This window comes from Arhodomonas sp. AD133 (genome assembly GCF_051195215.1).
In the GTDB taxonomy this organism is placed as follows: domain Bacteria; phylum Pseudomonadota; class Gammaproteobacteria; order Nitrococcales; family Nitrococcaceae; genus Arhodomonas.
The window spans coordinates 1-15,747 of the sequence record NZ_JBNAZM010000047.1 but is presented as its reverse complement, the minus strand read 5'-3'; the positions used below and the strand labels follow the sequence as shown (position 1 = coordinate 15,747).

Sequence of the window (15,747 nt, the reverse complement as noted above, 5' to 3'; positions counted from 1 at the left end):
TGCGGGGCCAAAGGCAAGAGGCCGCTTCGCGACGCACAACGCCAACGTTCAAAGAGGAGGCGACGTTTGCCGATCTTCGAGGACATTCTCATCCTCCTGGCCAGCTCGGTCATCGTGGTGGCGGTGTTCCGCCGCATGAGCATGCCGCCCATTCTCGGCTATCTCGCGGTAGGCATCGTCCTGGGCCCATCGGTGACCGGCCTGATCGGCGATGGCGAGAACGTGAGAGTGCTCGCCGAGTTCGGGGTCGTGTTCCTGCTGTTCACCATCGGCCTAGAGTTCTCCCTGCCCCAGCTCAAAGCCATGCGCTGGACGGTATTCGGGCTCGGTGGGGCACAGGTGCTGGTCTCCCTGGCGATACTCGCCACGGCTGCTTGGCTGCTGGACGTCTCCCCCGGCGGCTCGGTGGTGCTCGGCGGCGCGCTCGCCCTCTCGTCGACAGCAATCGTGATCAAGCAGCTCACCGAGCAACTCGAGATCCACACCCGGCACGGTCGCCGGGCGGTGGGCGTATTGCTGTTTCAGGACCTGGCCGTGGTGCCGCTGCTGATTCTGATCCCGCTGCTCGGGGAGACCACGGGCAACGGCATTGCCCTGGCCCTGGCCTTGGCCATGGCGAAAGGCATCGCCGTATTCGCTCTGATGCTGGCGATGGGCCGGTGGGTGCTACGCCCGCTGTTTCACGAAGTCGCCGCCGCCCGTTCCAACGAACTGTTCACGCTGGCCGTGCTGCTCGTGGCCCTCGTGGCTGCATGGGTCACCCACCTTGCCGACCTGTCGCTGGCGCTCGGCGCCTTCCTCGCCGGCATCATGCTCGGCGAATCGGAGTACCGCCATCAGATAGAAGCCGATATCCGGCCGTTCCGTGACGTTCTGCTGGGGCTTTTCTTCGTCACCATCGGGATGCTGCTCGACCTCCAGGTGCTCACGCAGTACTGGTACGCCGTGATCGCGGTAATGACCGGGGTAATGCTCCTCAAGACAGGCGTGATTTATGCGCTCGCACGCCTCGGACGCAACGAGCCACGGGTGGCTCTGCGCACGGCGATAATCCTCGCTGAAGGCGGAGAATTCGGCTTCGCGCTGCTATCGCTGGCGCTCACCAGCGATGTCATCGACCCGGTAGCGAGCCAGATCACCCTGGCGGCCATCGTGCTCAGCATGGTGCTAACGCCACTGCTCGTACGGCACAACGAGGCGATTGCGCACACCCTGATCCAGACAGGCCACTCCTCCCAAGGCTCGGTGACCGAACGCGAGATCAGCGAACACGCCAACGCGTTCGGCAACCACGTGATCATCTGCGGTTACGGGCGCACGGGCCAGAACGTGGCGCGATTCCTCGAGGAGGAGGGTATTCCCTTCCTCGCGCTCGACCTGGACCCGGCACGCGTGCGCGAAGCCCAGGCCGCCGGCGAACCGGTACAGTTCGGGGACTCCGCCCGGCAGGAAATCCTCGCCGCAGCGGGCCTGGCACGCGCGCGCATGATCGTCATCAGCTACGACGACCCGCCTGCCACGCTAAAAGTGCTGGAGCACGCACGGGCGGCGCGCGCGGATGTCCCGGTGGTCGTACGCACGCGCGACGATCGCTGGCTGGAGCGCTTTCAGGCCGCGGGCGCGACGGCGATCGTGCCCGAAATCCTGGAAGCGAGCCTCATGCTCTCCTCCCATGCGCTGGCATTGCTGGAGGTGCCGCTTTCGCGGGTATTCCGCTACGTGCGCGATGTGCGCTCCAATCGCTACCGGCTGCTACGGGGATACTTCCATGGCGAGGAGCGCGTCGACCTGGAGAAGGCCGATCGTTTTCGCGAGCAGCTGCACGCAGTCACCCTCCCCGATGGGGCCTTCGCCGTGGGACAGCAGCTTGCCGAGCTCGCGCTGGAGGAAATCGGTGTAACCGTCACGGCCGTGCGTCGCGGTGGTATTCGCGGCCCCCAGCCCGAGCCGGACACCCAGCTGATGGGTGGCGACGTGCTGGTGCTGTACGGCACGCCGGAGAACCTCGAGCGCGCCGAAGGCGTTCTGCTCGGTGGCGGACGTTGACCCCCGCCCCTGCCGAGCTCCGCGCGTGGCGGGCGCCAGTGCAGGCAATACTAATCCGATCATAGGTAATGCCACATGTCAGCGAGGCTGTCGGGCGTTCTCGCAAGGCGCGAGGAGCGTGGTGTAGCAAGCGCTACATGAGCGACGAGCAACGCCGCGAGAGCGCCCGACAGCCTCGCCCGAAGGGAGCGCTTGTGCGGCCCGGCTGCGGCGTTGCGCTCACTCGACGTGAGCCTTGCCACGCCTTCGCTCGCGCGCCTGGCAGCCGAATCGCACAAGCGCTCTGACACGTGGCATTACCTATGATCGGATTAGTTAAGTCAGTGGCGGACTGGCGCTTGATCGCCGCCCGACAATTGTCACCGGACTTCAGCGCCGGTGCGGCAAGGCCATATCAATCGAGCGAAACGGCTACGAGTCAACAGAGTGTCGTGCCACAAACGAAAGTCCCCCGAAGGGGCCCTTCGTTCGAACGACCATCCCGGACCGACGCGATCAGCCCTGCGGAACCTCGACGCCGCTTTGATCCTCGACCATCCACAGAATCGCGGCGCGGATCTCTTCTTCCGACGCCTGCCCCTTCTGCGGCGGCATGTTATTGAAGCCGTTGGCCGAATGATCCACCAGAGTGGCGAGCCCCTTGTCGACACGGTCGGCCCAGGCGGCCTCGTCACCGATCTTGGGCGCGTTCATGGCACCACTCTCATGGCAGGCGGCGCAGACCGCACCGGTAACTTCCTCACCCGAACGCGGTTCGCCACCGCCACCCGCGGCCGCCTCTTCGCCGCCACCGGTCGACGCCGGCGCGGGCTCACCAGTCAGCCGTACCTTGCCCACCGGCTCGAGGTGCCGGGCCGCGCGTTCCGCTGCGAGCTCCTTGCGCGCCTCGCTCTCGCCCTCGTACAAGCCGGTGGAGATAAGGATCAGCGCCACGGCTACAAAAACCAGCACGCCGATGACGGCCATGAAGTTACGAATGAACTTTCTGTCTTCCTCGCGACTCACCGCGTCCCCCTGAGATTCGGTGCCAGACGCCGGCCGGGCCGGCCTTGCGGGTAAGGGGCGAAGACCCCTGGACGGAAACGGCCACCGAGTATAGCGATAATCCCCCTGGTGGAAAACTCGCGCGAACCATGAACCGCTTCATCGGGCTTGGACACACCCCTACAGCCGCGCTATCCTATGCCGCCTGACAGTTGCCGTTACGGCATCGTCAGGTGAGCCGCACGAAGCGCCCGTAGCTCAGCTGGATAGAGCGTCGGCCTCCGGAGCCGAAGGTCAGAGGTTCGAATCCTCTCGGGCGCGCCATCTTTTCAGGCACTTATCCGTCCCTCGGCCCGCCTGGCCTATCCAGTGTGACATCGTACCCTCGACCCGGTAATCGCCTCGCAACGGCTTTGAAGCGGGACGTGCACCGCGCGAGAGGCATCGAGAACCTCAGACCGACGCTGCAGGAATTTCCACTCGCCGCGCCATGGGTACGACGTCATCGAGGTCGAACACTCCCAACGGATACAGCCGGCGCTCCGGGGCAATGAACGCCGGGCCGGCGTTACCATCGGCGATACCCCTTGCCGGAATACCGCCAGTGGACCATCGTTCGCTATGCGTCCGGGCGAGGTCGGCAGGGCTGATCCTGTTCTCCACTCAGCACCTCGGTGCCGGGGATTCGCTGGACGACATCCAGGTAATCCCAGGGCTGACCGCTGTCGCTCGCGCGCTTGACCCGGGCGATCAGCAAGTCGTGCACCAGCCGGCCGTCCCGGCGTATCCGGCCGTTTTCCACGTAAATGTCATCTACCGGCCGGTCCCGCATCGCCGCGGCCACCGCCTTCGAGTCGTCCTTGCCGGCGGCCGCGACGCTCAGCAGGTAGTGCCGCACGGCAGAGTAGGTGGCCGCCTGCAATGCGGTCGGCCGCGAGCCGGTGCGCCGTGCGAATTCGTCCGACCAACGCCGGGCCGGTTCGCTGGCGTTCCAGTAGAACTCCGTCGCCATGACCAGCCCCTGGGCGTGGTAGAGGCCGATGGCGCGGACGTCGGAGAGGTATAGCTGGGTGGCGAAGGCCGTGGCGACGTCCGGCCCCATGAGCCCGTACTCATACGTCCAGCGAATCGCCTCGCGAACCTCTTCGCCGCCGTTGACCGGGATCACGAGATCATGGTCGAGGCGGCCGAAGGTCTCGACGCGAGACAGGGTTCGCAGTTTCCGCAGGGTCTGCCACTGGACCTTCCGGGGAATGGAGAAGAACATGACGCGCCGGGTATCACCGGCGCCGCTCAGCGTGCCGGTCAGGGCGCCGCCGGCGGCGACGCTGTCGAAGATCCAGTGGAAGCCGAGGGGCGAACAATGGCGCTGTGTCAACGCGGGGGACGTGGAGCCCGTGTTGATGCTGACCACCCCCGCCTCACGGGCGAACCGCTGCAACGCAATCGCCGGATTGTGGCCCGCCAGGCCGACGATTGCATCCAACGGCGCGGTCTCGTGCAGGCGCCGGGCTTGCGCCGCCGCCTCGAAACCCTCGTCACCGCTGTCCACGATTTCGATCTCGACGGGTATGCCGGCCACTTCGCCGCCGAGCTCCGCCACGGCCAGCTCCGCCGCGACGGTCGCACCGCCGCCCAGAGCATCCGAATAGATCCCGGAGTAATCCGTGACGAGCGCAATGCGTATCTCGCCCCCGGAGAAGTCTGCGACTGCCGGCGCCGATATCGCCAGCGCCACGGTCAACACGAGCCGGCGAATGCCGGCGAAGATTCCATGATGGCCGCTCATTCTCCGCTCCTCCCTTCCGGAGACTGGTATTCGGCGATCAGCCGCTCCACGAGATCCACGTTCTCGCGCGTTACGAAACCGGGGCCGGAGTTGATGTTGTTGCCGGGATCGAGGCCGTAGCGGGCGCGGAGGGTCAGCACCCATACCGGGATGTACGCCTGCAGGTAGGGTTGCTGGTCAATGGCGAAGTCGATCACGCCGTCGCGGATCCCCTGAGTGATAGTCGGGCTGAGGTCGAAGGTCACCATGTGAGGCCGATCACCGGCGTTCAGAGCACGCAGAACTTTCAGCGTCGGGTGCGCAGAGAGCGGCCCCAGGGCCAGTACCGCTTCCACGCCGGGATTCGCCTTCAGGTGGGCGCGCACGCGAGCGGCGACCGTCTCCGGCTCCTGGCCGGAATCGATCATGTACCGGGGCTCGAAGTCGATGCCGAGACCGCGGGCAAAGCCCTTGCAGCGCTCCACCGAAGCAGGGTTGCTGATGTAGTGGTTGACGCAGAGGAAGCTGTCCACCCCCCGCAACCGCTCCCCCGCCCGGATGCCGGCGTCCCGCTCCGGCTGCCCCACGTGCATCATTGCGCCCAGGCTGGCGCTCTGCTCCGCCGTGCCCGAATTGATGGTCACTACCGGAATGCCGGCTTCCACTGCCCGCCGAATCGGCTCGTCCAGCACATCGTAGTCCGCGATGGTGGTAACAATGCCGTCCGGGCGCTCGGCAGCGGCCTCTTCGATCAGGCGCGCCATGGTCTTCAGCCGCCCCCGGGGCGGATTGCGGTATTCAACGCTAACGCCGAGATGCTCGCCCGCCTCGCGGACGGCGGTCTTGATGGTGTTCCACCACACGTCGGAGTCCGGTGCATGGCTGACGAGCACGAAGCGTTCACCGGCGGCGGAAGCCGCCCCACCGAACGATAAAAACGCGGTAACGAAAAGCAATGATACGGCAGCGATACGAAAGGCGCGAAGCATGGAATAGCACCCCCTCCCCATAAACATCGGACGCCCGACATTTCTTGTATGATTCTTCAATAAAACCAGTTTACACAGGGATGTCAACAGCTATCGGAATGATACCCCGCCTTCCGGCAACCTGATCAACACATTGATTATGCGTAATTTTTTATAAAAGCATCAATGTTCCATTCTTGGAATACAATAGAATAAATTTGGAACAGAACCGGTAATGACATTGGGTCACGCCCCACGCCTGGTCGTGTATCGCCCGGTTTTTTGGACGCCTTCCTGGAACGAAGCGACGGGATCGGCCTCGTTCGTTCCACGGCATTCCACCAATGGAAATTCGTGGAACGCCTTGCCCCGAAAGCGCTGACGACCCGGTCCGTTCAACCGCCGGCATCCGGAACGACGGTTCGCTGACACAGGGCATGACTAGTACGTACAGTAGCGTCTACCGGAGAGATGTCGGGGGGTTGCCTTCCGCCACTCCAAATTCAGCCATCCGTCTCCAGCCTATGCGCGACACCGTGGCCGCCAATACCATCACTGCCAATCGCCGCATGAGCCGGTTCGATGACCATGACGAGGTCTGGTTGTTCGGCTATGGCTCGCTGATCTTCAAGGCGGACTTTCCGTACATCACACGCCGGCCGGCCAGTATCCGGGGCTGGGTGCGGCGATTCTGGCAGGGATCCCACGACCATCGGGGCACGCCCGAGGCCCCGGGAAGGGTGGTAACGCTGATTCGCGAGAAGGGCGCCGTCTGCGAGGGCATGGCCTACCGCATCACGCCGGCGGTCTTCGAGCACCTGGACTACCGCGAGAAGAATGGCTATCTGAGGTTCGCCACGGACATGACCTTTGCCGACGGCAGCCACACGGAAGGGCTCGTGTACATCGCAACGACCGAGAACGACGCCTTTCTCGGCCCCGCTCCCGAGGCGGAAATCGCCCGGCAGATCGCGCTCGCGACCGGTCCCAGCGGCCCCAACCGGGACTACCTGCTCAACCTGAGCCACGCGCTGCGCGAACTGGACGAGGACGATCCGCACGTGTTCGCCCTCGAGCGCCAGCTGCTGGCATTCGAAGGGAAATAGAGGAATTCTCCTTCTCGAGGGCCACCTACCGCGACGCACAAGCGCCAGCGTCGGCCCCCGGCGTACAACCGAACATACGCCGGTAAGCCGTCACGAAGTTGGATACGTGCCGGTAGCCAGCGACGTAGGCGGCCTCGCCCACCGTCATTTCATTGCGCCACAATGCCTCGCGCGCCCGCTCCAGACGGCGTCCGCGCACGTAGCGGACGAACGACTGGCCGTAGGCGCGCCTGAAGTGACGCTGCAGCGTGCTGACGCTCAGACCGGCGTGCCGCGCCGTCTCCTCCAGCCCGGGGTCGCGGGGCATGGCCCGTTCCACGAAATCCAGTGCGCGGTTGAGTCGCCCCAGGTCCCGGCGTCCGGGTGATGATGCCCCGGCCGGCTCCGGCGAACGCCCCTGCTGCAGGTGCTCCAGGGCGACGGCCACCAGCTCCAGGGCACGGCTTTCCAGGTGCAGCCGCCGGCGCAGGGCATCGGAATGTTGGTTACTCAGCAGTGCCTCGGCCAGCTCGACGGTCTCTCGGTCCGCATCCCAGCAAACGCCGGACAGATGCCGTAACAGGGTGTCTGAGGCCGCCTCCACATCTGTGCCTAGATCCGAGAGCCGTTTCGCCAGCCAGCCGCCCTCCACGGCCACAGTCACTTTGCGCAGGACACGCCCGCGCCGCAGCGGCCGGCTGAGCACCTCCGGCCGGGTGGTGACGACGGCCTGGCATTGGGCCACATCCGGCGACGCCACAGGCCCCAAGCGGAATTGCCGCCCGCCAAGCGAGAAGGTCAATTTCCCCTCCAGGAGAATGATCAGGTTCAGCCGCGGCGGCACCTCGATGGTGGCAGTGGAATCCTGCAGTTCCCGGCCGTCGCTGGCGTGAGCGATAACGCCGGTGGGCGATCGCCACATCAGCATCCGGCCGTCCATGAGATGCGGGTCCGATCGCGGGCCGGGCCGCTCGACCCAGTAGTGCGCGCCCACCCGGCCTACGACCGCACCCACTGCCCGGGCGGTGATGGATTCCAGGGGCAACGAGGTGTCCGAATCCCGCATTGCGAGCACTCCTTGTGGGGCCCAACGTCTCAACCGGCCCGAAACGCATAACGAATTGAGCGCGGCGCATAGCGCGGACGCCTTACGATGGCGCTGCAAACTTCTTATTATAATCGCTAACAATTCGCATTTCTATTTGCTGACGAGCGATACCTACCTAGTGAGCACCCGATCAATAAAACCGATCACGCCGCGCAGCTTGGCCGTGATGCTGGCCGTGGCCGCCTGCCCGACGCTTCGGGCCGAGAGCAGCGAGGCCGTGACCCTGGAGACCATCCCGGTGTGGAGTACCACCGTATCCAGCGACTCGCTGTACCTGGGCGATGGGGAGATCAGCATCGCCCAGCCGGACCATCTCAGCGACCTGCTGCGGGACCAGCCAGGGGTAGAAGTAGGCGGCACCCATTCCACCAATCAACGCATCAACATCCGCGGCCTGGGCGACACGGACCTGGACATCGCCATCGACGGTGCCCGGCAGACGGGCTTCATGTACCACCACATGGGCAACCTGCTCATTAACCCGGACATCCTCAAAGCCGTGGACCTACGGGTCGGTCGCAACTCCGTGGCCAACAGCAGCCTCGGCGGCTCGGTGGCGTTCGAGACCAAGGATCCCTCGGATCTGCTGCGCTACGGCGCAGAGGCGGGCGCCCGAGTTGCCGCCTCCTACTTCACCAACGACGAGCGCCGCGGATCGGTCACCGCCTACGGCCGGCTGGGCGCCGGTGTCGACGTTATGGGCTACGGCTACTACACGGACCGCGGCAACCCCGAGGACGGCGCCGGCATCGAGGCCATCGGCAACGACGGTGAGATATACAACGCGATGGTCAAGACGGGGTGGAACGTCGATTCCGCCAACCGCCTGGAGCTGGCAGTGGATACTTACCAGGATGAAGGCGATTACACCTACCGCCCGGACATGGGCCGCGCCACCAACGAGGCTATCCCCAACAGCGACCTGGAGTATCCCACCGAGTTCGGCCGGACGAGCTACACCCTAAACTACTCCCGCGACGCCGACACGGGGACGCTCGTCGATGCCACCGTGTACCGCAACGACCTGGAGCTGGAGCGCGACGAGACCAAGATCGACCGCCCGGTGGTACATGGCGAGCTGGTCAACGACGGGGCCCGCGCTCGCGCCCAAACCCCGTTGCAGGCGGCGGGCATGGGCCATCGGCTCACCTACGGGGCAACCGCCAACCGCGAACGCAGCGCCTACGGCGAGGACGGCAGGACCCTGGTCGAAGAGGAGGCGTTCAGCAGCGCCGCCTACCTCGAAGACCGTGTAGCCATTACCGACTCCTTCGTCGTAACGCCGGGCGTGCGCTACGAGCGCTATCGTCTGGACTCCAAGACCGCCGAACGCACCTACGACGACTGGACCGCCGCGCTAGCTGCCGAGTATCGCGTGATCCGGCCGCTGACTCTGCTCGCGAGTAGCACCCAGCTGTTCAAGGGGCCCGAGCTGGCCCAGGCGTTCATCAACGAGTCAGGCGCGTACGTGCCCAACCCGGACATCCGCCCGGAGACCGGTCGCAACGACGAAGTGGGACTACGCCTGGCCCAGCCCGACATGCTGGGTGCCGACGACATCGCCTTCAGCGCCACCGTCTTCCGTACCCGCATCGAGGACAAGATCGAGAGCAATGCGGTAGGAGGCGGCGCGAGCCAGCTTCAGAACGTGGGCGACGTGGAGATCCGCGGGTTCGAGTCCAGCTTCCGGTACCGGATCGGCGATCTCAACTTGCTGCTGACCCACGCCGTGCAGGACTCGGAGTTCGACGACACCGGCGAGCCGCTGGATCGGGAGGTCGGCGACACCACCACCCTGAGCGTCGACTACTTCTTCACCGACCTGGACCTGGCCTTCAACTGGACCTCCCGCTACGTCGCCGAAGAGACGGAGGTGCCCACCGGGTCCGACCCGAAAGCGGCCTACGACACCCACGACGTCTCCGTGCAGTGGCTTCCCCGCGGGAGCCTGGACGGCCTCACCGTCACCTTCGGCGTGGACAACCTGCTCGACGAGCACTACACGTCCCACGCCTCGCGCACCGGCACCACGGTCCATCCGGTGTTCGGCCCGCTGGAGCTCAACGACTACGAGCCCGGCCGCAACGTCAAGCTTACCGCTGCCTACCGGTTCTGACCCGGTGGGTGTCCCACTCGTCCGCCGCCACAGGGAGTGACGCGATGCGCAATACCTTTACGCTGGCATTGACCGACCGCACCGCCGCCGGGCACGAGCCCCGGGGAGATGCGGCATGAGCGGCAACCGTCACGCCAAGGCCACACCACCGCGCCTGCTAGAAGTACAGTGGGTGCACCGGGTCTCGCCCAACGTGCTGCGGGTGGGCTTGGGCGGGCCGGACCTGGCCGGCTTTCCCGCCAACCGCAATGGCGCGCACATCAAGATCTTCCTGCCCCGCGACGGCCAGGCGGAGCCGGTACTGCCGCGCCTGGGCCCGGACGGCCCCGTCTGGCCGCCCCGGGACCAGCGGCCGGTCACCCGGACCTACTCGGTGCGCCGGCTCGACCCCGCCACCGGCTTGATGGAGGTGGACTTCGTCCTCCACGGCGACCAGGGCCCCGCCTCGGCCTGGGCGCTGCGAGCCGCGCCGGGGCAGCGCATCGGCGTCGCCGGCCCCGGCGGCCCGGAGCCGATGATCGGCAGCGCCGACTGGTACCTGCTGGCCGGAGACATCACGGCCCTGCCCGCCATCAGCGCACTCCTGGAGGAACTGTCCGCCACCGCGCGCGGCCAGGCCATCGTCGAGGTCCCCACGAACGAGGACTGCCAGGCACCTGGCTACGCGGCGGATATTCCTATCCGCTGGCTGGTGCGTCGGCAGCCGGCCGGCGTGGACCGCCAGCTCATCGACGCCGTGGAAGCGGTGGATTGGCCGCGGGCGGAGTGCTTCGCCTGGATCGCCGGGGAGAACGCCGCCGTGGTACATATCCGCAACAGCCTGCGCCGGTCCCCCGGCCTGCAGCGGCGGCAGATGTACGCGGTTCCGTACTGGAAGGCCGAGTTCTCCGAGGAGCGTTACCACGCCGAGCGCCACCGAATCATGGACGCGTTCGACGCGGAGGCGTGAGCCGCGAAATGTGGGGGAAACTCATCGTGACTTGCCGGATCTCGGCAGCAGCCATCAACAGAACGCTTCGGGGAACCACCGGGAATACCGCGCCCATTTCACGTCCGTTTCGTGGCCTCCGCCTCGGGTTCGGGACGCTCGCGGCCCTGACGCTGGTCATCCTCGGCGCCGCCGGCGCCCGGGCCGCCGAGCGCAGCCTGACCGACGCCAGCGGCGAGCAGGTGACCGTACCGCAGGACCCGCAACGAGTCATCACGCTCAGCGAGCCGGACCTGGACGCCGCCCTGGCCCTGGGCGTAGAACCCGTCGGCACCGTGGCAGGCCGCGGCCAGGCCGGCCCGCCGCGCTATCTCGGCGAGCGGGCGGCGTCCGTCGAGGTGATCGGCCAGTTCATGCACCCGTCCATGGGCCGGATCATCGAGCTGCAGCCCGATCTGATCCTCGCCGGCGGCGTACCCGATCCCCAGCTCATCGCCCAGCTGCGCCGGGTCGCACCCGCCGTGGTGACCTATCAGATCGGCGAGAGCTGGCGCCAGGCGCTCCAGGGCGCGGCCGAGGCCCTGCACCGCCAGGCGGAGGCCGAGGCATTCCTCGCCCGTTACCGCGAACGGGCGACGGCCGTGGAGGCGGCCCTGGGCCAGCACGCCGGCGCCAGTGTCAGCATCGTGCGCTGGAACCCACGCGGCCCGGCCTACATGCAACGTGACGCCTTCGCGAGCCGCGTCATCCGGGACGCGGGCCTGCGCCGACCCGACCACCAGCAGGAGCCGGGCACCGCCCACACGCCACCGCTGAGCCTGGAGGCCCTGGAACGCATCGACGCCGACTGGATCTTCGTCGGCACCCTGCAGCCGGCCGGCGAGGCCGTTCGCGCCCTGGAGCAGGCCCGGGACATGCCGGCCTTCCAGGCCCTGAACGCCGTGCAGGCGGGTCATGTCGTCAGCGTCGATGGCTCCCTGTGGACGGGGCCGGGGGGACCGCTGGGCGCCCTGGCCATACTGGCGGACGTCGAGGAGGCGATGGCCCCCCGGTGACGGCACCGCACCGCGATCCCCTCGTCTGGCTCCCGGCCGCCCTGATGTCGGGCACGGCACTGCTATGCCTGGTCTCCCTGCTCACCGGGGCGGGAGCGGTCACCCCGGCGCAGAGCCTGGACTACCTGCTGGGCGGGACCGATCCGCAGGCGGCGACGGTGATCCAGTCCCTGCGACTACCGCGCACGCTGGCGGCATTGCTGGTGGGCACGGCGCTGGGCGGTGCCGGCTGCCTGCTCCAGGCCATGACCCGCAACCCGCTGGCGGAGACGGGCCTGCTGGGCATCAACGCCGGCGCGGCGCTGGCCGTCGTGGTGGGCATCGCGTTCACGGGCGCGGCCACGGGCTGCGCCTACCTGGGCTGGGCCTTCGGCGGGGCACTGCTGGGTAGCGGCTGCGTACTGGCCCTTAGCCATGCCGGCGGCGGCAACACGCCGCTGCGGCTGATTCTGGCCGGTGTCGCGCTGGGCTCCACCTTCCACGGCCTCAGCGCCACGATCCTGCTGGCGGACCAGCAGAGCTACGACCAGTTCCGCTACTGGACCATGGGTACGCTCTCCGGCACGTCCGGGGCACTGGTCTGGCAGGTCTGGCCCGCGGTGGCGGCGGCGCTGGCGCTGTCGCTGGTGCTGCTGCGCCCGCTGGCGGCGCTGCTGTTGGGTGACGACAGCGCCCGGGCCCTGGGGCACCGGCCAGGCCTGGTCCGTCTGGGCGTGGCAACGGCGGTGACCCTGGCCGCCGGTGGCGCCGTGGCCCTGGCCGGACCCATCGCCTTCCTGGGTCTCCTGGCCGCCCACGCCGGCCGGGCCGTCGCCGGTCCGGAACTGCGAAGGCAGTTCCTGCTGGCCGCCCTGGCCGGCGCCGCCATCTTACTGGCGGCGGACATTGCCGCCCGGGTGGTGGTCCGTCCCTTCGAGGCACCGGCCAGCGTCCTGGTGGCGCTGATCGGCGCACCGTTCATGGTCTGGATCGTCCGTGCCGGGCGCGGTCCGCTAGGAGCGGGGGCGTCACGGTCATGAGCACGACCTGGTACCGGCCCCGCTTCGCCGGCGCCCCCGTCTGGCGCCTGGGGACGCTATCCCTGCGGCTGCCGCTACGCCCCCGGCTGGTGTTACTGGGCCTGGCCGGTCTCCTGGCGGTAGGCGTGATCCTGGCGCTGACCGCCGGCCCCGGCCAGGTGGGCCTGATTGGCGCCCTTCAGGCGCTGGCGGGCCAGGGACCGGATGTCCAGCAGCTGCTGGTACGTGACATCCGCCTGCCGCGGATCTGGGCCGGGCTGCTGGCCGGGGCCGGACTGGGTGCCGCCGGCTGCCTGCTGCAGACGGTGGCACGCAACCACCTGGCCACGACAGCCATCCTCGGAATCAACGAAGGCGCCACTTTCGCCATGATGCTCATGATCATCGCCGCCGACAGCGGCACGCTGGGCGGCTGGTGGGTGGCGTTGCTGGGCGCCGGGGTCACCGCCGCGGCCCTGCTGGTACTGGCCGGACAGATGGGCTCGCGCGGCTACCGGGTACTGATCGTGGGCCTGGGCTTGTCGGCGGCGCTGCGGGCGCTGACGGAGCTGGGCCTGGCCTGGGCCAACCTGCAGCATGCCAGCGCCGTGTATGCCTGGAGCATCGGCAGCCTGGTGGGTCGCGGCGAGGCGGTGACGCCAGTCCTGGCCGGCGCAATGCTGGCCCTGGTGCTGCTGGCGCTGGTTCTCGGCCGGGGCCTGACACTGCTCCAGCTCAGCCTGCCCAATGCCGCCACCCTGGGACTGGACGTCGGCCGCTGCCAACTACAGGCCTTCGCCCTCGCCGTGGCGCTGTCAGGCCTGGCCGTGGGCATCGGCGGGCCGGTGGGTGGGCCGGTGGGGTTGTTGGCCCTGGCCTCGCCGATCATCGCCCGCAAGCTGGAAGGGCCCGGGCGGGTGCCCACCCTGTCCGCCGCCCTGGTCGGCGCGATGCTGGTTCTGCTGGCCGATACCCTGGGCCGGGTCGTGGCCGCGCCGGTGGAGATCCCCGCCGGGGCCGTGGCGAGCATCTTTGGCGGGCCGTTCCTGCTGTGGATACTTCTGACCGAAGGGCGTGGAGGCGAATGAAGCCGTGGTACTAAGCATCGAGGCCCTCACCAGCACGTATCCGGGCCACGTGGCCGTGGCGGACGTGAACGCCATCATCGAGCCCGGCGAGGTGGTGGCCATCGTCGGCCCCAACGGCTGCGGCAAATCCACCCTGCTGCGGAGTATCGCCCGGTTACACCGGCCCGTTGCCGGTCGGGTCCGGGTCGGCGGCGACGACGTCTGGCGGCTGCGTCCGCGGCAAGTGGCCCGGCGACTGTCCCTACTGCCGCAGCAGCCGGAGCTCCCCGAAGCCATGACCGTGGCCGGCCTGGTGCGCTTCGGCCGCCATCCGCACCAGGGGCTTTTCCGGCAATGGTCGCCGGCGGACGAGCAGGCGGTGGCCCACGCCCTGGCGGCCACCGGAACCACCGGTCTCGCCGACCGACGGGTAGACCGGCTCTCCGGCGGCCAGCGCCAGCGCTGCTGGCTGGCCATGGCGCTGGCCCAACAGTCGCCGCTGATGCTGCTGGACGAACCCACCAGCATGCTGGACATGGGTCATCAGCTGGAGGTGCTGCAGCTCGTGCGCAAGCTGGCGGGCACCGGCCGGACCGTCGTCATGGTCGTCCACGACGTCAACGCGGCGATGCGCTTCGCCGACCGGCTGCTCGCCATGAATGACGGCCGGCTGGTGGCCGACGGCAGCCCCCGGCAGGTAATGAACCCGGCGCTGATCCGGCAGCTCTATGGCGTGGAGGCCGAGGTACTGATCTCGCCGCGTTCGGGACGGCCGGTGGTGGTGCCGGATGCGCTCAGCAGCTACGGCCCGCTGGATGCGGCCGTGACACGGGCACTGAAGGAGCATTGAGCCGATGGAGACGATGACGGGCACCGCCGTGGTTACCGGCGCGGCGCAGGGCATTGGCGCGGCGGTAGCGCGAACGCTGGCACGGCGCGGCTGCGCCGTGGGACTTCTGGATCGCCAGCATGAGGGGCTACGAGCGATCGGCGCCGAGCTGACTGCCGGCGGCGGCAATGTTCGGTGAGCGGCCGTGGACATCTCCGAGGCTAGGGCGGTGGAAGCGGCCGTGGCTGAGCTGGAGACCGAACTGGGGCCAGCAGACTATCTGGCCAACGTCGCCGGGGTATTGCACCCCGGATCGCTGCTCGACTGCAGCGACGATGACTGGGCACGAACGCTGGCCGTAAACACCACCGGCACTTTCAACGTCTCCCGTGCCGTCGGCCGGCGCATGGCGGCGCGCCGGCGGGGGGGGGGGCCATCGTCACCGTCAGCTCCAACGCCGCGGCCACGCCGCGCGTCGGCATGGGCGCCTATGCGGCGTCCAAGGCCGCCGTCACCCAGATGACCCGATGCCTCCGGAGTTCCACAGTTATCGGCGTAACTTGTTGATTTTCCGATATCGGATGATCCGATCGTGTTACAACAGGCTCAGCAAGGCCGTTTTGGTGCGTCGATGCCGACCGTGTTGAACAGCTCCAGTTGCTCGGCGTTGGGGTGGGTCACACCCTCGTGGGCGCGGCCCGCGATATGGACGGTATGACGCTGGATCTTGCGCAGGCTGCGCAGCAGCCGCTCCGGCGAGGTATCGCTGCCGGCGGTCTTGAGGCGGTGGCGCAA

The 15,747-nt window shown here is 67.7% G+C and carries 13 protein-coding genes, 1 tRNA gene and 2 pseudogenes; 11 read left to right on the top strand and 5 right to left on the bottom strand.

Annotation, left to right across the window (positions count from 1 at the left end; genetic code table 11):
- Nucleotides 1-66: 66 nt before the first annotated feature.
- A complete protein-coding gene (locus tag ACPEES_RS19075) occupies nt 67-2,046 on the top strand; it encodes a monovalent cation:proton antiporter-2 (CPA2) family protein (protein WP_435105191.1) in 1,980 nt (659 codons plus the stop codon).
- A gap of 495 nt (nt 2,047-2,541) precedes the next feature.
- Here the strand turns inward: ACPEES_RS19075 and ACPEES_RS19070 are convergent, their stop codons facing one another.
- Nucleotides 2,542-3,051 (bottom strand): c-type cytochrome, encoded by a 510-nt coding sequence (locus ACPEES_RS19070; protein WP_435105190.1) that lies wholly within the window; start codon nt 3,049-3,051, stop codon nt 2,542-2,544.
- Nucleotides 3,052-3,277: 226 nt separating this feature from the next.
- On the opposite strand from ACPEES_RS19070, the gene ACPEES_RS19065 reads away from it, so the two are divergent.
- Nucleotides 3,278-3,354, top strand: a tRNA-Arg gene (locus tag ACPEES_RS19065).
- A gap of 295 nt (nt 3,355-3,649) precedes the next feature.
- Here ACPEES_RS19065 and ACPEES_RS19060 read toward each other — a convergent pair.
- Both ACPEES_RS19060 and ACPEES_RS19055 read right to left on the bottom strand, forming a co-directional pair.
- Entirely contained in the window at nt 3,650-4,819 is a 1,170-nt protein-coding gene (locus tag ACPEES_RS19060; RefSeq protein ID WP_435105189.1) for an ABC transporter substrate-binding protein, read from the bottom strand.
- The gene (locus tag ACPEES_RS19055) at nt 4,816-5,787 is read right to left on the bottom strand and encodes a sugar ABC transporter substrate-binding protein (RefSeq protein ID WP_435105188.1); all 972 of its coding nucleotides are present in this window, start codon (nt 5,785-5,787) and stop codon (nt 4,816-4,818) included. The genes ACPEES_RS19060 and ACPEES_RS19055 overlap by 4 nt, the downstream gene beginning before the upstream one ends.
- Nucleotides 5,788-6,290: 503 nt before the next feature.
- Between ACPEES_RS19055 and ACPEES_RS19050 the strand changes: the two genes are divergently transcribed.
- Nucleotides 6,291-6,872, top strand: coding sequence for a gamma-glutamylcyclotransferase (locus ACPEES_RS19050; RefSeq protein ID WP_435105186.1), 582 nt, complete (start codon nt 6,291-6,293; stop codon nt 6,870-6,872).
- Nucleotides 6,873-6,897: 25 nt separating this feature from the next.
- On the opposite strand, the gene ACPEES_RS19045 is transcribed toward ACPEES_RS19050, so the two are convergent.
- Nucleotides 6,898-7,917, bottom strand: a complete 1,020-nt coding sequence (locus tag ACPEES_RS19045; RefSeq protein WP_435105185.1) for a helix-turn-helix transcriptional regulator — start codon at nt 7,915-7,917, stop codon at nt 6,898-6,900.
- Between the two features lie 208 nt (nt 7,918-8,125).
- Here ACPEES_RS19045 and ACPEES_RS19040 point away from each other — a divergent pair, with 208 nt between their 5' ends.
- The 8 genes and pseudogenes from ACPEES_RS19040 to ACPEES_RS19005 all read left to right on the top strand — a co-directional run bounded on the left by ACPEES_RS19040 (nt 8,126) and on the right by ACPEES_RS19005 (nt 15,519).
- Nucleotides 8,126-10,075, top strand: coding sequence for a TonB-dependent receptor domain-containing protein (locus tag ACPEES_RS19040; protein ID WP_435105214.1), 1,950 nt, complete (start codon nt 8,126-8,128; stop codon nt 10,073-10,075).
- 115 nt (nt 10,076-10,190) lie between these two features.
- Nucleotides 10,191-11,024, top strand: coding sequence for a siderophore-interacting protein (locus ACPEES_RS19035; protein WP_435105184.1), 834 nt, complete (start codon nt 10,191-10,193; stop codon nt 11,022-11,024).
- 26 nt (nt 11,025-11,050) lie between these two features.
- A complete protein-coding gene (locus ACPEES_RS19030) occupies nt 11,051-12,058 on the top strand; it encodes an ABC transporter substrate-binding protein (protein ID WP_435105183.1) in 1,008 nt (335 codons plus the stop codon).
- Nucleotides 12,055-13,077: a FecCD family ABC transporter permease gene (locus tag ACPEES_RS19025; protein WP_435105182.1), complete on the top strand. Its 1,023-nt coding sequence runs from the start codon at nt 12,055-12,057 to the stop codon at nt 13,075-13,077. Before ACPEES_RS19030 ends, ACPEES_RS19025 begins: the two co-directional genes overlap by 4 nt.
- The gene (locus ACPEES_RS19020; protein WP_435105181.1) at nt 13,074-14,144 is read left to right on the top strand and encodes a FecCD family ABC transporter permease; all 1,071 of its coding nucleotides are present in this window, start codon (nt 13,074-13,076) and stop codon (nt 14,142-14,144) included. Before ACPEES_RS19025 ends, ACPEES_RS19020 begins: the two co-directional genes overlap by 4 nt.
- A 4-nt stretch (nt 14,145-14,148) precedes the next feature.
- Nucleotides 14,149-14,973, top strand: a complete 825-nt coding sequence (locus ACPEES_RS19015) for an ABC transporter ATP-binding protein (protein ID WP_435105179.1) — start codon at nt 14,149-14,151, stop codon at nt 14,971-14,973.
- A 4-nt stretch (nt 14,974-14,977) separates the two neighbouring features.
- Nucleotides 14,978-15,367: pseudogene (locus ACPEES_RS19010) on the top strand (SDR family NAD(P)-dependent oxidoreductase); the annotation flags it as partial.
- Entirely contained in the window at nt 15,292-15,519 is a 228-nt protein-coding gene (locus ACPEES_RS19005) for an SDR family NAD(P)-dependent oxidoreductase (protein ID WP_435105212.1), read from the top strand. The pseudogene ACPEES_RS19010 and the gene ACPEES_RS19005, both read left to right, overlap by 76 nt.
- A 39-nt stretch (nt 15,520-15,558) precedes the next feature.
- On the opposite strand, the pseudogene ACPEES_RS19000 reads toward ACPEES_RS19005, so the two are convergent.
- Nucleotides 15,559-15,747: pseudogene (locus tag ACPEES_RS19000) on the bottom strand (IS1634 family transposase); the annotation flags it as partial.

Bases quoted from the DNA above. Each gene is read 5' to 3' on its own strand.
- ACPEES_RS19060 (WP_435105189.1), bottom strand. From the start codon at position 4,819: ATGAGCGGCCATCATGGAATCTTCGCCGGCATTCGCCGGCTCGTGTTG.
- ACPEES_RS19055 (WP_435105188.1), bottom strand. From the start codon at position 5,787: ATGCTTCGCGCCTTTCGTATCGCTGCCGTATCATTGCTTTTCGTTACC.
- ACPEES_RS19050 (WP_435105186.1), top strand. From the start codon at position 6,291: ATGCGCGACACCGTGGCCGCCAATACCATCACTGCCAATCGCCGCATG.
- ACPEES_RS19045 (WP_435105185.1), bottom strand. From the start codon at position 7,917: ATGCGGGATTCGGACACCTCGTTGCCCCTGGAATCCATCACCGCCCGG.
- ACPEES_RS19040 (WP_435105214.1), top strand. From the start codon at position 8,126: ATGCTGGCCGTGGCCGCCTGCCCGACGCTTCGGGCCGAGAGCAGCGAG.
- ACPEES_RS19035 (WP_435105184.1), top strand. From the start codon at position 10,191: ATGAGCGGCAACCGTCACGCCAAGGCCACACCACCGCGCCTGCTAGAA.
- ACPEES_RS19020 (WP_435105181.1), top strand. From the start codon at position 13,074: ATGAGCACGACCTGGTACCGGCCCCGCTTCGCCGGCGCCCCCGTCTGG.